Raw genomic sequence first — 14,886 nt, 5'->3', positions numbered from 1 at the left:
CATCATGGCACAGGCACTCAGGCGGCTGGTGACGGGTATCGAAGGGCTCGATGCCTTGCTCAAGGGTGGCTTGGTAGCCGGTGCCTCCTACATCATTCAGGGCCCACCGGGTGCGGGCAAGACCATTCTCGCCAACCAGCTGGCCTGCGGCCATGTACGCGGCGGTGGCCGGGTGCTGGTGGCCACCTTGCTGAGCGAGTCGCATGAGCGGCTGTTCCAGTACCTGGGCACGCTGGACTTCTTCGACCCTTCGCTGGTCGGCGACCAGATCCAGTTTGTCAGTGCCTTCGACACCCTTGAGCAGGAAGGGCTGGATGCCGTTGTGCGGCTGTTGCGCCAGGAAATCGCCCGGCAGCAGGCCAGCTTGCTGATCGTCGACGGTGTACTCAATGCCCGGGTGCGCGCGGAAACTGCGCTGGACACCAAGAAGTTCGTCTCCGAGCTACAGGGTCATGCGGCCTTCGCCGGCTGCACGGTGCTGCTGCTCACCAGCGCACGGCTGGACGAGGGCAGCCCGGAACACACCATGGTCGATGGCGTGATCGAGTTGGGTGAGCAACTGGTGGGCAGCCGCGCCGTGCGCCATATCCAGCTGCGCAAGACGCGCGGCAGTGGGGCGTTGTCGGGGCGCCATGAGTGCCTTATCGATGAAAGCGGCATGCATGTCTACCCGCGCCTTGAGGCGTTGTTCAGCCACCCCAGCCAGCTGGGCAGCACCATTCCTGCTCGCATCAGCAGCGGTGTGCCAAGCCTGGATGAAATGCTCGACGGCGGCCTGTCCACGGGGTCGGTCAGCTTGCTGATCGGGCCTTCGGGTATTGGCAAGACATCCTTGGGGCTGGCCTTTCTGGGGGCCAGCACTGCGCAAGCGCCGGGGCTGCATTTCGGCTTCTACGAAACCCCCGAACGCCTGCGTAGCAAGGCTGCATCGCTGGGTTACGACTTTGCAGCGATGGAACGCGCCGGCAGCCTGCAGCTGTGCTGGCAACCGACCACCGAAGGTTTGTTGGACCAGGTAGGGGCGCGCCTGCTCGAACGTGTCGAGGCGCAGGGCTGCAAGCGCGTGCTGATTGATAGCCTCGGGGCGTTCAGCCGACTGGCTGTTGACCCGGCGCGTCTCAATGCATTTTTCCGCGCCTTGACCGGTGAACTGCGCGCGCGTGATGTGAGCGTGATGCTGACCTGGGAAATGCGCGATATCTTCGGCTCGGAAATCAGCGCCCCGGCCCCGGACCTGTCGAGCATCGTCGACAACCTGATGCTGATGCGCTTCGTCGAGCTGGATTCGCAGCTGCGGCGCATGCTGTCGATCCTCAAGGTGCGTGACAGTCACCATGACCCTGCTTTGCACGAACTGCTGATGGGGCCGCAAGGCATTAGCCTGCGCAAGGCGTTCGAAGGCGCCTGTGGCGTGCTCTCGGGAACGCCGGTGCCGCAAGGGGGCGGGTGACGGAGCAGGCCCATGAACACCATCCTGATCGTCGATGACGAGTACCTGATTGCCGATATCCTCGGTTTTGCCCTGGAGGACGAAGGCTACCTGGTGGAAAAGGCGAGCAATGGCTGCAAGGCGCTGGAAGCGCTGAAGGAGAAGCGTGTTCAGCTGGTCATCACCGATTACATGATGCCGCTGCTAAACGGTGAAGAGCTGGTGCGCTCGATGCGTGAAGACCCGGCCTTGAGCGAGTTACCGGTCATCCTCATGAGCGGCGCACAGGCCAACCAGGGATGCCCGGAACTGTTCGCCGCCGTGTTCGACAAACCGTTCGACATGGACTGTATGGTCGCCAAGGTGCACGAACTGCTCGGCACCTGAGGCGTGGGGCGATCAAGCGCGTCCGTGCGGCTTGAGGCAGGTCGCTCAGTGCGAGTCGTCGTGCTTTTCCGGGGCCGGGCTGCCGGCCTGGATGCGCTTGAAGATTTCTTCGCGATGAACCTGAACATCTTTCGGTGCATCGATCCCGATCCTCACCTGCATCCCTTTGACGCCCAGAATGGTGACTTTGATGTCATCGTTGATGACGATGCTTTCGCCAACCTTGCGGGTGAGTATCAGCATGTAGATCTCCTTGGTGATGTAAAAGACCGCCAGGCTAATTGCCTTGGCGGCGGGAGCGGGTCCCTCTTCCTTCTCATTAAAGACGCTTTCGGCGGATAGTAATTCCCCGACAGACAAATTCTGTTGCGAGTCTTCAGTTGCAGGTGCCGAAGCAAACCGTCAGCGTTTTGCCGGTCAAGGTGCTCGGTGGCAAGAATAGGGCGCTTGGCGGCCAATGGGAAATTTCTTCGCATCATGGGGTGAATAGACAGGCTTAATGGTCATCCTGTTCCTCAAGTGCCTGCAGAAATATCAGCAATGCCACTTCTTCGGGGTCCAGCCCTTTGCGCACTCGGCTTTTCGGCAAGTTGGCCAGGCGCCCCAAGGCATAGTGCTCAAGTACCGCAGGGTGTATATAACAACGCCTGCACACTGCGGGCGTATTGCCAAGGCGTTTGGCGACCTGGCGGACTACTGCGGCGACTTGGCGTTTGGCCTCGGCGTCCGGCTCCCAGGCCAAGGGCTTCAGCAGGTCCAGGGCCAGGCTGCTGCCGGCCCAGGTGCGGTAGTCCTTGGCGGTGAAGTCGGCGCCGGTCAGCTGCTGCAGAAACTGGTTGACCTCGCTGGAGCCGACGCTGTGGCGCTGGCCGTCCTCATCCAGGTATTGAAACAGTGCCTGTCCGGGCAGCTCCATGCAGCGTTTGAGCAGGCTGGCAAGCCGCCGATCGTTGAGGGTGACGTTGTGCTCCACGCCGCGCTTGCCGCGGAACTGGAAGCGGATGGTGCTGCCTTTGATCTGCACATGACGGTTGCGCAGGGTGGTCAGACCATACGACTGGTTGTCGCGCAGGTAGCGTTGATTACCAATGCGGATCAGGGTGTGGTCGAGCAAGCTCACTACCAGCGCCATCACTTTTTCCCGGTCCAGGCCTGGCCGTGCCAGGTGGCTCTCCAGTTGTGCGCGCAGTTCAGGCAGGGCCTGGGCAAAGGCCAGCATACGCCCATACTTGTGCTGGTCGCGCAGCTCGCGCCACTGCGTGTGGTAGCGATACTGCTTGCGGCCACGCGCGTCGCGGCCGGTTGCTTGCAGGTGGCCCTGTGGGTCGGGGCATATCCACACATCCGTGTAGGCCGGCGGAATCACCAGCGAAGCGATACGGGCGAGGGTTTCGCTGTCGCGAACCCGTTGGCCATCGGTATCCAGGTAGATGAAACGGTCGCGCCAGCGTCTCCGGGTCAGGCCCGGCTGGCTGTCGTCAACGTAGTGCAGGGTGCGTGGCAGGGGGCAGTCGAGCATGGGCGGCAGGCCTCGATCAAGTCACTGATCAATGGACAACGCCCGTGTAAAGGATGCTCAGCCCAACAGGGCCACCGACTTGATCTGGGCAAACAGCGCCTGGCCCGGGTGCAGGCCGAGCTGGTCTGCCGAGAAGCGGGTGATGCGGGCGAGCAAGGCATTGCCGCCGGCATCCAGGCTCACCAGCACATGGGCCGGGTTATCGGCCGGGCGGCTTTCGCGCACACGCACCGGCAGGCGGTTGAGAATGCTCGATGTGCTGTCAGCCGTCAGCGCCAGGCTGACGTCCCGGGCCTGCACCTTGACCCGCAGGGTACTGCCCATCACATGTGCCGTGTGGGCGATGCGCAACAGCGGCCCGCCGCTGCCGGGCAGACGCAGGTCGAGCAGGTCGTAGTGCGGGTCATGCCCCACCACCATGCCGTCGAAGACGACGCCGGCATCCTCGCCCTGGGCCAATGACAGATCCAGGCGTGCCAGGGTTTCGCCGATCGGGCCGCTGGCCACCGCCTTGCCTTGCTCCAGCAGTACCAGGTGGTCGGCCAGGCGTGCCACTTCATCCTGGGCGTGGCTGACATACACCAGTGGAATGTCCAGTTCGTCGTGCAGGCGCTCCAGGTAGGGCAGGATCTCGCGCTTGCGCGGCCCGTCCAGGGCCGCCAGAGGCTCGTCCATCAACAGCAGGCGCGGGCTGCTGAGCAGGGCGCGGGCAATGCCCACCCGCTGCGCTTCGCCGCCAGACAAGGTGGCAGGACGGCGTTCCAGCAAGTGGCCGATGCCCAGCAACTGGCACGCCTGCTCCAGGCTGACCTTGCGCTCGGCAGCCGCCACCCGGCGCCAGCCGAATTCCAGGTTGCCGCGCACCGACAGGTGCGGGAACAGGCTGGCCTCCTGGAACACATAGCCAACCGGGCGCAGGTGCGGTGCCTGGAAGTAGCCGCGGGCACTGTCTTCCCAGACTTCGCCGTTAACCTCGATGTAGGCGCTGGCGGCCCGTTCCAGCCCGGCCAGGCAGCGCAGGCAGCTGGTCTTGCCAGAGCCCGAGTGGCCGAACAGCGCGCTGATGCCGCGCCCCGGAAGGTGCAGGTCGACGTCCAGGGTAAAGTCGTCGCGCGCCAGGATCAGGCGCGCCACAATCGATGCGGTCATCTCAGCTCCAGCCAGCTTTGCCACGGCGCCCGGCGTACAACAGGAGCAGCACCAGGAAAGAGAACACCAGCATGGCACCGGCCAGCCAGTGGGCTTGTGAATACTCCATGGCCTCGACGTGATCGAAGATCTGCACCGAAACCACGCGGGTCTTGTCGGGGATGTTGCCGCCAATCATCAGCACCACGCCAAACTCGCCGACGGTGTGGGCAAAGCCAAGAATGCTGGCGGTGACGAAGCCGGGACGGGCCAGTGGCAGCACCACATGCACGAAAGTGTCCCACGGGCTGGCGCGCAGGGTGGCAGCGACTTCCAGTGGGCGCGGGCCGATCGCACCAAAGGCATTTTGCAACGGCTGCACCACGAACGGCATGGAATACACCGTTGAACCGATCACCAGGCCCGTGAAGCTGAATACCACGCTGCCCAAGCCAAGCGCCTGGGTAGCCTGACCGAGCCAGCCGTGCGGGCCGAGGGCGATCAGCAGGTAAAAGCCGATCACCGTCGGTGGCAATACCAGTGGCAGTGCCACCACCGCACCCACCGGCCCGCGCAGCCATGAGCGCGTGCGCGCCAGCCACCAGGCGATGGGGGTGCCGATAACCAGCAGGATCAGGGTGGTCAGGCTGGCCAGTTTAACGGTCAGCCAGATTGCCCCCAGGTCACTGGCATCCAGTGGCATCAGCGTTCATAGCCGTAGGACTTGATTACCGCTGCGGCTTTTGGGCCTTTCAGGTATTCGACCAGCGCCTTGGCGGCGGCGTTGTCCTTGCCTTTGTTGAGGATTACGGCGTCCTGGCGGATCGGGTCGTGCAGGTTGGCTGGTACGATCCAGGCCGAGCCACTGGTCACCTTGCCGTCCTTGTAGATCTGCGACAGGGCGACGAAGCCCAGTTCGGCATTGCCGGTGGAGACGAACTGGAAGGCCTGGGTGATGTTCTGGCCTTCGACGATCTTGCCTTTGGTGGCTTCGGTGAGCTTCAGCTTGTCCAGCACCTGGGTGGCGGCCAGGCCGTAGGGTGCCGCTTTCGGGTTGGCGATCGACAGGTGTTGGTAGGTGTTTGTCTTCAGTACTTCACCCTTGGCATCTACGTAGCCTTCTTTGGCCGACCACAGGGCTAGGGTGCCGATGGCGTAGGTAAAGCGCGAACCGGGGACGATCTCCTTTTCGTCTTCAAGCTTTTTCGGGGTGGTGTCGTCAGCGGCGAGGAACACTTCGAACGGTGCGCCGTTCTTGATCTGGGCATAGAACTGCCCGGTGGCGCCATAGGCGGCGACCAGCTTGTGACCGGTGTCTTTCTCGAAGTCCTTGGCAATGGCCTGGATAGGGGCTGTGAAGTTGGCTGCGACCGCGACCTGTACCTCATCGGCCCAGGCAGTGTTGAAGGCGAGCAGGCTGGCCAGGGCGGTGAAGGCCGGGAGGGACGGGCGGATACGCATGAAAACAGCTCCTTGGGGTTATCGTTATATCCTGAACTATATAGCGATAGGCCATTTGCGGGGAAGAGGGTCAGCCTGCTGAAGCAGAAGCCTGACGACAAACAACGGCCAGCGCCTTTTCGGCAATCGCCCGGGTCAAATCCCCGGCCGGCATGTGCCGCCCTAGCCGCAGCGCCTGTCCCGACCACAAGTTGCTGAAATCACTGTTGCCCTGCGGCTCGGTAATCGCCCGCAATGGCATCAATGCCCCACCCGCCAGCGGGAAGCGCGGTGCAAGCGCGCTCATCGGCCCCAGCTCACGCATGATGCGGTTGTTGATGCCACGCGCCGGGCGCCCGGTAAACAGGTTGGTCAACGCGGTCTCGCTGGCAGGGGCACTGTCCAGGGCCTTGCGATGAGCCGGCGAAACCTTGGCCTCGGGGCAGAACAGGTAAGCGGTTCCGATCTGGACAGCCGAAGCGCCCAACGCCAGTGCCGCCACCAGGCCGCGGTGGTCACCGATACCGCCAGCGGCGATGACCGGCACACTGACCGCATCCACTGCCTGCGGCACCAGGGCGAAGGTGCCGATCTGGCTGGTGATGTCATCGCTAAGGAACATGCCGCGGTGGCCACCGGCTTCGTACCCCATGGCAATGATTGCGTCACAACCGCGGCGTTCCAGCCAAACCGCTTCTTCCACCGTGGTGGCGCTGGACAGCACCTTGGCACCACTGGCCTTCACCCGTTGCAACAGTTCAGCCTGCGGCAGGCCGAAGTGAAAGCTGACCACTTCCGGGCGCAGTTGCTCGACCAGCTGGCAGCTTTGCTCATCGAACGGCGCACGGTTGGACACCGGCGTGGGTGCCGAAAAGTCGGCCCCCGTTTCGCTGTAATAAGGCGCCAGGGCCTGCTTCCAGCGTACATCGCGCGCGCTGTCGGGCGCGGGCGGCTGGTGGCAGAAAAAGTTCAGGTTCAGCGGGCGGCCCGGGCAACCGGCGCGGAATGCGGCGATTTCCGCGCGTATCTGTTCGCCGGTAAGCATGGCGCAGGGCAGGGCGCCCAGCCCGCCTGCCAGGCCCACGGCGATGGCCATGGGCGAGCCTGTCGCGCCGGCCATGGGGGCCTGGAGAATGGGCAGTTCGATGCCCAGCAGGTCGAGGATTCGGCGGTCGGGCCAGTGGCTCATGCGGTTCTCCATGTGCGGGGCGGGCGGCGCTACAGGGGCTTGAAGCGGGTTTTACAAGGCCTTGCTGACCTGGATGTCGCTGATCTTCTCGGCGTCTTCGCCGTGGATCTTGCGCAGGGCTTCCAGGGCTTGTTCCTGAGAGGCATCTGGCATGAGTGCGAAGTCCCAGCGGCGCTGGCCGTCGAGCTTGTATTTGATGACGTACTTGATGGTCTGGGTCATGGGGGGCCTTACCTGAGTTTCGACGACGAACGACGGATGATCTTGATCTTGTGGGTCAGGGTCGGCTTGCGGGTGACCGAGATCGGGCGGGTGGTGACGGTATCGATGGTGATGTTCCAGAAGCCCGTGCTGGGTACGGTGATTTTCGCCGGGAACTTCTCGAAATGGCCGCCGTGGTAAGTGTGACGGCCGCCATTCTTGAAGCTGCGGAAGTTGGCGTCGTTCATCAGGCGGATATTGCAGCGCTGGGAGCACTCGATGACGACGATGTCGTCCTCGTTCAGGTGCTCGCGCTGGTGTACGAATTTCATGTGATGCTCCGCAAGGTTTGGATCTGCAAAGGCAAAAGATACCACGATGTGCCGTTACACTGCCGCGCTGTTCACCCGGCGCAGATAATTCTGCCAAAGCAGGGAGCAAAACCGCCCGGCTGTGGTCGAACCCAACTCTTGAAGGCAGAGGTGTTGCAAATGAAGTGGATGGTGGCCGCGTTAGCGGTGACGCTCGGTGGCTGCGTGAGCGTTACGGAGCTGGAGCAATCACGCGAAACGCTGGATGTGATTTCTGGCAAGAGCCCGCGTGAATATGCCGACTGTGTCAAGCAGAAGCTGGCCGATACCCGCGACCCGCTGACTGAAGAGCAGCGAGGTGACGGCCTGCGGCTGATCGTGCCGCAAAAGCTCACGTCGGGTGCCGGGCCGGCAGCGCTTGTGGATATCGACAAGCGTGGCAGCGGTAGCAGCATCAAGCTGCGCGAACGGCTGAACAACTTCCCCCTGCGCCTGGGCGATGTGCGCACCGCCGCCACCCAGTGCATCTCCGGACATTGATCTGAGGCAACGGACCTTCCGTTCTTTGCTTATATGTTTTAGGCCTAAACATATAACAAAAGAAAAGGAGTTTCGTGATGACACCGTTGAGACGCGTCGTGATCGGCAGCCTGCTGATCCTGGCCTGGCCGGTGGCGCATGCCGCCGATGGCCATAAAATCTTCACCCAGGGTGGGGCCAACCCCGCCGCCATGGCCTGCCTCGGCTGCCATGGCCCGGACGGCAAGGGTATTGCTGCTGCCGGCTTCCCTCGTTTGGCGGGGCTACCGGCCGGTTACCTCAGCAAGCAATTGCATGACTGGCGCAACGGCAGCCGCAAGCAGCCGGTGATGGAGCCGTTGGCCAAGGCCCTGAGCGACGATGAAATCAAGGCGGTCAGCCTGTACCTGGCCAGCCTGCCGGCAGACCCCGTTGGCGACCTGCGCCGCCAGCAGATTGCCGATGACCCTACCACTCGCATGGCCCTCTACGGGGACTGGAGCCGGCAGATTCCCGGCTGCGTGCAGTGTCACGGCCCCGGTGGTGGCGGGGTTGGCGAGCACTTCCCGCCCTTGGCCGGCCAGCCCGCCAGTTACCTGGTGGCGCAGCTCAATGCCTGGCGCGACGGTAGCCGCAGCAATGACCCCAACCAGCTGATGGTCGGCGTGGCCAAGGCCATGACCGATGACGAGATCAAGGCCGTTGCCGAGTTCTTCGCCCACCCCGTCAGCCAGGAGGTCAAGCCATGAAACCGATGATTCCAGCCTTGTTGCTGCTGGCCATGGGCAGCGCCCAAGCCGCGCCGATCGCCATGGAAGACCAGTCGCAGTTGAAGGTGCCCGATGTGCAGGTCGCGCCGCAGTTCATGCCGCCCGCCGAAAGCGAGTTGCCTGACAATGCCTTTGGCAAGATGGTGCGTGAAGGCCACGCTTTGTTCGTCGACACCCGTCGTTTGATGCCAGAGGCCGTGGGCAACGGCATGAACTGCAGCAACTGCCACCTTGATCAGGGGCGGTTAGCCCATTCGGCACCGTTGTGGGGCGCGTACCCGATGTACCCCGCGTACCGCAAGAAGAATGACAAGGTGAACACCTACGCCGAGCGTATTCAGGGGTGTTTCCAGTTCAGCATGAATGGCAAGCCGCCTGCTGCCGACAGCCCGCAGATGACAGCGCTGGCCGTGTACTCGTACTGGCTTTCGACCAAGGCACCCACCGGCGTGGAGATTGCCGGGCGTGGTTACCCTGAGGTGCCGCAACCCAAGGGTGGCTACGACTTCAAGCGTGGCCAGCAGGTGTACCGCGAGCAATGCGCGATTTGCCATGGTGACAGCGGCGAAGGGCAGAAGGTGGCGGGCGAATACGTGATGCCACCGCTGTGGGGCAAGGATTCCTACAACTGGGGCGCCGGCATGCACCGTATCAATACGGCGGCGTCGTTCATCAAGTACAACATGCCGCTGGGCAAACCGGGCAGCCTCAGTGACCAGCAGGCCTGGGACGTGGCGGCGTGGATCAACCGTCATGAACGGCCTCAGGACCCACGTCTGGTGGAGGGCTCCATCGAGAAGACGCGGGTGAAGTTTCATGCCAATGATGGCGTGAACCTGTATGGGCAGAAGGTTGACGGGGTGCTGGTCGGGCAGGGCACGGGTAGTTGATCGGGGCCTGTGGCGGCCTCTTCGCGGCGGTTCGATGCCTCGATAAACCCGCGAAAAGGCCGGTACAGGCAACATCATTTTGCTTTGATCCATCCGTCATGTATGACCGCAATATTTACGATCCGCCGGAACTATCTACACTGGGATATCTCTATGATGGCATCGGTCGATACCAGGGGGCATTGTAAGGTGACTGCCGCCTGATTAGACTGCGCCGAATTCCACAGGCCTAGCCTTTTGTAAGGACGTTTATGATCAAGAAATGCTTGTTCCCGGCAGCCGGCTACGGTACTCGCTTCCTGCCCGCTACCAAAGCCATGCCCAAGGAAATGCTGCCGGTGGTCAACAAGCCACTGATCCAGTATGGCGTTGAAGAAGCATTGGATGCTGGTCTGAACGAGATCTCCATCGTGACCGGTCGCGGCAAGCGCGCGCTGGAAGATCACTTCGACATCAGCTACGAGCTGGAAAACCAGATCAAGGGCACCGACAAGGAAAAATACCTGGTCGGCATCCGTCGCCTGCTCGACGAGTGCTCGTTCTCCTACACCCGCCAGACCGAAATGAAGGGCCTGGGCCACGCCATCCTGACCGGTCGCCCGCTGATCGGCGACGAGCCGTTCGCCGTGGTGCTGGCGGATGACCTGTGCGTCAACCTCGAAGGTGAAGGCGTGCTGGCGCAAATGGTTGCGCTGTACAAGAAGTATCGCTGCTCGATCGTCGCCATCCAGGAAGTCGATCCGCAGGAAACCAACAAGTACGGCGTCATCGCCGGTGAAGAGATCAAGGACGGCATCTTCCGTGTCGACGCCATGGTCGAGAAGCCGAAGCCTGAAGATGCCCCATCGAACCTGGCAATCATCGGCCGTTACATCCTGACCCCGGACATCTTCGAGAAGATCGAACAGACCGAACCTGGCAAAGGCGGCGAGATCCAGATCACCGATGCCCTGATGAAGCAAGCGGCCGAAGGCAACGTGATCGCCTACAAGTTCAAGGGCAAGCGTTTCGACTGCGGTGGTGCCGAGGGCTACATCGAGGCGACCAACTTCTGCTTCGAGAACTTCTACAAGGCTGGCAAGGCTTACTGATAAGCCCTGCTGGTACAAGAGCCACCCTTCGGGGTGGCTTTTTTGTTTGCGGCGGCCAACGGCGTTATGCTGGGCGCCTGCCTAGGAGACTGAATACATGGCCTACGATTTTGATCTGTTTGTGATTGGCGCCGGTTCTGGCGGTGTGCGCGCGGCGCGCTTTGCCGCCGGCTTTGGCGCAAAGGTGGCTGTTGCCGAAAGCCGCTACCTGGGCGGTACCTGCGTCAACGTTGGCTGTGTACCGAAAAAGTTACTGGTGTACGGCGCCCATGTCGCTGACGAACTCGAGCAGGCCGCAGGGTTTGGCTGGACCTTGGAAGAGGGGCATTTCGACTGGGGTACCCTGATTGCCAACAAAAATCGCGAGATCGAGCGCCTCAACGGCATCTACCGCAACCTGTTGGTCAATAGCGGTGTGACCCTGCTGCAGGGCCATGCGCGGCTGACCGGCGCCAATGAAGTGGAAGTCGAAGGCCAGCGCTACACGGCCAAGCATATCCTGATCGCCACCGGTGGCTGGCCACAGGTGCCGGACATCCCGGGTAAGGAGCTGGCTATCACCTCCAACGAAGCCTTCTACCTCAAAGACCTGCCACGACGGGTATTGGTAGTGGGGGGCGGTTACATCGCCGTCGAGTTCGCCGGTATCTTCCAGGGCCTGGGGGCCGATACCACGCTGCTCTATCGAGGCGACCTGTTCCTGCGCGGCTTCGATGGCTCGGTGCGCACGCACTTGAAGGAAGAGCTGGAAAAGCGCGGCCTGAACTTGCAGTTCAACGCCGACATCCAGCGCATCGACAAGCTGGAAGATGGCAGCCTCAAGGCCACGTTGAAAGACGGCTCCGAGTTGGTCGCAGATTGTGTGTTCTACGCAACAGGCCGGCGCCCGATGCTGGACAACCTGGGCCTTGAGAACACTGGCGTAGAGCTTGATGCGCGCGGCTACATCCGCGTTGACGCGCAATACCAGACCACCGCGCCGTCGATCCTGGCGATTGGCGACGTGATCGGCCGTGTGCAGCTGACGCCGGTGGCCCTGGCCGAAGGCATGGCCGTGGCGCGGCGCCTGTTCAAGCCTGAGCAATACCGCCCGGTGGACTACCAGAACATCCCCACCGCCGTGTTCAGCCAGCCACCGATTGGCACGGTTGGCCTGACCGAGGAGCAGGCGCTGGAGGCCGGGCATAAGGTGCAGGTCTTCGAAAGCCGCTTCCGCGCCATGAAGCTGACACTCACCGATATTCAGGAAAAGACCCTGATGAAGCTGGTGGTCGATGCCGACACCGACAAGGTGCTGGGCTGCCACATGGTGGGCCCTGACGCTGGCGAGATCATCCAGGGCCTGGGCATCGCCCTGAAGGCCGGAGCGACCAAGCAACAGTTCGACGAGACCATCGGCGTGCACCCGACGGCGGCTGAAGAGTTCGTGACCATGCGCACCGTTACCCGCTGATGCTACCGGCCTCATTGCCGGCTTGCCGGCAATGAGGCCCATGCGCGCCGCGCAATCCTTTGCTCAGCCGATTCCCTTCTATTAATAAACCTCGGTTATAGCCAAAACCAATCGCAAGCATGAGCTTTGCCAATGAGCCTTCAGCGGGATGATTAGTTAGGATTCTATCCATCAACTGATTCCAACCCCATGAAGGAGCGTCTCTCATGCCAATCATCAACAGCCAGGTCAAACCGTTCAACGCCACTGCCTACCACAAAGGCGAGTTCGTTCAGGTCAGCGAAGCCGACTTGAAAGGCAAGTGGTCTGTCGTGTTCTTCTACCCGGCCGACTTCACCTTCGTATGCCCGACCGAGCTGGGTGACCTTGCTGACAACTACGCCGAGTTCCAGAAGCTGGGCGTGGAAATCTACGGTGTGTCCACCGACACCCACTTCACCCACAAAGCCTGGCACGACACCTCGGACACCATCGGCAAGATCGAATACCCGCTGATCGGTGACCCGACCCACGTCATCTCGCGCAACTTCGACGTGCTGATCGAAGAAGCCGGCCTGGCCGATCGCGGTACCTTCGTGATCAACCCGGAAGGCCAGATCAAGATCGTCGAACTGAACGACGGTGGTGTAGGCCGCGATGCTGCCGAACTGCTGCGTAAAGTGAAGGCTGCCCAGTACGTTGCCGCCCACCCAGGCGAAGTGTGCCCAGCCAAGTGGAAAGAAGGCGAAGCCACCCTGGCACCGTCGCTGGACCTGGTCGGCAAGATCTAAGGCCATGTGCATGTCGTGGGCGGTAGCCAGCCGCCAAAGCTGAAGTAGTCACCGCCCCGTAAAAGCGCCCGGGCGACGTCGCCTGGGCGTTTTTGTATCCGAGTTTTGAAAAAAGGAATCGCCCGTATGTTGGACGCCACGCTTAAATCGCAACTGAAAACCTACCTGGAGCGGGTCACCCAGCCGATCGAGATCGTTGCCTCCCTCGACGACGGCGCGAAGTCCCGCGAATTGCATGACCTGCTGGTGGAAATTGCCAGCCTGTCAACCTTGATTACCCTGCGCGCGGATGGTGATGACGCCCGTCGTCCATCGTTCTCGCTCAATCGCCCCAATGGCGAGATCAGCCTGCGCTTTGCCGGCATCCCCATGGGCCACGAATTCACCTCGCTGGTGCTGGCGCTGCTGCAAGTCGGCGGCCACCCGTCCAAGGCGAGTGCCGAAGTGATCGAGCAGATCCAGGCGCTGGAAGGCGAGTTCACCTTCGAAACCTACTTCTCGCTGTCGTGCCAGAACTGCCCGGATGTGGTTCAGGCGCTTAACCTGATGGCGGTGCTCAACCCCAATGTGCGCCATGTGGCCATCGACGGTGCGCTGTTCCAGGCAGAAGTGGAAGCGCGCAAGATCATGGCGGTGCCGAGCATCTACCTGAACGGTGAAGTGTTTGGCCAGGGCCGTATGGGCCTGGAAGAAATCCTCGGCAAGATCGACACCAGCGCCGGTGCTCGCCAGGCCGAGAAGATCAACGCCAAGGACGCCTTTGATGTGCTGGTGGTCGGCGGTGGCCCAGCCGGCGCGGCAGCGGCTATTTACGCCGCACGTAAAGGCATCCGCACCGGCGTCGCCGCCGAGCGTTTTGGCGGCCAGGTGCTCGATACCCTGGCCATCGAGAACTTCATCTCGGTGCAGGAAACCGAAGGGCCGAAGTTGGCCACGGCGCTGGAAGAGCACGTCAAGCAGTACGACGTGGACATCATGAACCTGCAGCGCGGCGAAGCACTGATTCCGGCCACCGATGGTGGCCTGCATGAAGTACGCCTGGCCGGCGGCGCCTCGCTCAAGGCCAAGACCGTGATCCTGGCCACCGGCGCCCGCTGGCGCGAAATGAATGTGCCGGGCGAGCAGGAGTACCGCGCCCGTGGTGTCGCCTACTGCCCGCACTGTGATGGCCCGCTGTTCAAGGGCAAGCGCGTAGCGGTGATCGGTGGTGGCAACTCGGGCGTGGAAGCGGCCATCGACCTGGCCGGTATCGTCGCCCAGGTGACGCTGATCGAGTTCGACAGCCAACTGCGGGCTGATGCGGTGTTGCAGCGCAAACTGCACAGTTTGCCGAACGTGAAAGTGATCACCAGTGCGCTGACCACCGAAGTGTTGGGCAATGGTGAGAAAGTGACCGGCCTGCGTTACAAGGACCGCACCACCGACGAGCAGCATGAGGTGGCGCTGGAAGGCATCTTCGTGCAGATCGGCCTGCTGCCGAACACCGACTGGCTGAAAGGCACCGTCGAGCTGTCGCCGCGAGGTGAGATCATCGTCGATGCCAAGGGTCAGACCAGCATCCCGGGTGTGTTTGCGGCCGGTGACGTAACGACCGTGCCGTACAAGCAGATCGTGATTGCGGTGGGCGAGGGGGCCAAGGCCTCGCTGGCAGCCTTCGACCACCTGATCCGGACCTCGGCGCCGGCGTAAGCCTGTACCGGCCCTATCGCCGGCAAGCCAGCTCTCACAGGGTAATCACAGATTCCGAAACTGTGGTACGCCTGAGGGAGCTGGCTTGCCGGCGATAGGG

17 protein-coding genes are annotated in these 14,886 nt (G+C 62.2%); 9 read left to right on the top strand and 8 right to left on the bottom strand.

Features of this window, described 5'->3' with window-relative positions:
- The first annotated feature begins 4 nt into the window (after positions 1-4).
- Positions 5-1,450 (top strand): ATPase domain-containing protein, encoded by a 1,446-nt coding sequence (locus tag FHW75_RS19775; protein WP_019096531.1) that lies wholly within the window; start codon positions 5-7, stop codon positions 1,448-1,450.
- 12 nt (positions 1,451-1,462) lie between these two features.
- Positions 1,463-1,816 (top strand): response regulator, encoded by a 354-nt coding sequence (locus FHW75_RS19770; protein ID WP_016711425.1) that lies wholly within the window; start codon positions 1,463-1,465, stop codon positions 1,814-1,816.
- Between the two features lie 45 nt (positions 1,817-1,861).
- Here FHW75_RS19770 and csrA read toward each other — a convergent pair whose 3' ends face one another.
- The 8 genes from csrA to FHW75_RS19730 all read right to left on the bottom strand — a co-directional run bounded on the left by csrA (position 1,862) and on the right by FHW75_RS19730 (position 7,625).
- Positions 1,862-2,059, bottom strand: coding sequence for a carbon storage regulator CsrA (csrA, locus tag FHW75_RS19765; RefSeq protein ID WP_004375914.1), 198 nt, complete (start codon positions 2,057-2,059; stop codon positions 1,862-1,864).
- Between the two features lie 253 nt (positions 2,060-2,312).
- On the bottom strand, positions 2,313-3,335 hold the full coding sequence (locus FHW75_RS19760) for a DNA topoisomerase IB (protein WP_019096532.1): 1,023 nt from the start codon (positions 3,333-3,335) through the stop codon (positions 2,313-2,315).
- Between the two features lie 57 nt (positions 3,336-3,392).
- Positions 3,393-4,484, bottom strand: coding sequence for a molybdenum ABC transporter ATP-binding protein (gene modC, locus FHW75_RS19755; RefSeq protein ID WP_025753707.1), 1,092 nt, complete (start codon positions 4,482-4,484; stop codon positions 3,393-3,395).
- Between the two features lies 1 nt (position 4,485).
- A complete protein-coding gene (modB, locus tag FHW75_RS19750; protein ID WP_183674384.1) occupies positions 4,486-5,166 on the bottom strand; it encodes a molybdate ABC transporter permease subunit in 681 nt (226 codons plus the stop codon).
- Positions 5,166-5,924, bottom strand: a complete 759-nt coding sequence (gene modA / locus FHW75_RS19745; protein ID WP_183674381.1) for a molybdate ABC transporter substrate-binding protein — start codon at positions 5,922-5,924, stop codon at positions 5,166-5,168. Before modA ends, modB begins: the two co-directional genes overlap by 1 nt.
- A gap of 70 nt (positions 5,925-5,994) precedes the next feature.
- Entirely contained in the window at positions 5,995-7,092 is a 1,098-nt protein-coding gene (locus FHW75_RS19740) for a nitronate monooxygenase family protein (RefSeq protein WP_019096534.1), read from the bottom strand.
- 51 nt (positions 7,093-7,143) lie between these two features.
- Complete coding sequence (locus FHW75_RS19735; protein ID WP_012051910.1) at positions 7,144-7,314, bottom strand: hypothetical protein; 171 nt, start codon at positions 7,312-7,314, stop codon at positions 7,144-7,146.
- An 8-nt stretch (positions 7,315-7,322) separates the two neighbouring features.
- Entirely contained in the window at positions 7,323-7,625 is a 303-nt protein-coding gene (locus tag FHW75_RS19730; RefSeq protein WP_003250918.1) for a DUF1883 domain-containing protein, read from the bottom strand.
- A 159-nt stretch (positions 7,626-7,784) separates the two neighbouring features.
- Between FHW75_RS19730 and FHW75_RS19725 the strand changes: the two genes are divergently transcribed.
- From FHW75_RS19725 to ahpF, 7 genes are all read left to right on the top strand, one after another.
- On the top strand, positions 7,785-8,144 hold the full coding sequence (locus tag FHW75_RS19725) for a hypothetical protein (protein WP_019096535.1): 360 nt from the start codon (positions 7,785-7,787) through the stop codon (positions 8,142-8,144).
- Between the two features lie 77 nt (positions 8,145-8,221).
- A complete protein-coding gene (locus FHW75_RS19720; protein ID WP_027608852.1) occupies positions 8,222-8,872 on the top strand; it encodes a cytochrome c in 651 nt (216 codons plus the stop codon).
- Complete coding sequence (locus FHW75_RS19715) at positions 8,869-9,783, top strand: c-type cytochrome (protein ID WP_025753710.1); 915 nt, start codon at positions 8,869-8,871, stop codon at positions 9,781-9,783. Before FHW75_RS19720 ends, FHW75_RS19715 begins: the two co-directional genes overlap by 4 nt.
- 251 nt (positions 9,784-10,034) lie before the next feature.
- The gene (gene galU / locus FHW75_RS19710) at positions 10,035-10,874 is read left to right on the top strand and encodes a UTP--glucose-1-phosphate uridylyltransferase GalU (RefSeq protein WP_016711416.1); all 840 of its coding nucleotides are present in this window, start codon (positions 10,035-10,037) and stop codon (positions 10,872-10,874) included.
- A 97-nt stretch (positions 10,875-10,971) separates the two neighbouring features.
- On the top strand, positions 10,972-12,327 hold the full coding sequence (gorA, locus tag FHW75_RS19705; protein ID WP_019096538.1) for a glutathione-disulfide reductase: 1,356 nt from the start codon (positions 10,972-10,974) through the stop codon (positions 12,325-12,327).
- A 206-nt stretch (positions 12,328-12,533) separates the two neighbouring features.
- Positions 12,534-13,097: an alkyl hydroperoxide reductase subunit C gene (ahpC, locus tag FHW75_RS19700; protein ID WP_003250537.1), complete on the top strand. Its 564-nt coding sequence runs from the start codon at positions 12,534-12,536 to the stop codon at positions 13,095-13,097.
- A gap of 126 nt (positions 13,098-13,223) precedes the next feature.
- Positions 13,224-14,786: an alkyl hydroperoxide reductase subunit F gene (ahpF, locus tag FHW75_RS19695; RefSeq protein WP_183674379.1), complete on the top strand. Its 1,563-nt coding sequence runs from the start codon at positions 13,224-13,226 to the stop codon at positions 14,784-14,786.
- Positions 14,787-14,886 lie beyond the last annotated feature (100 nt).

It is taken from the genome of Pseudomonas sp. OG7, assembly GCF_014192825.1.
GTDB classification, from domain to species: Bacteria; Pseudomonadota; Gammaproteobacteria; order Pseudomonadales; family Pseudomonadaceae; genus Aquipseudomonas; species Aquipseudomonas monteilii.
The sequence above is the reverse complement of the archived record's forward strand: the minus strand, read 5'-3'. Positions and strand labels throughout refer to the sequence as shown.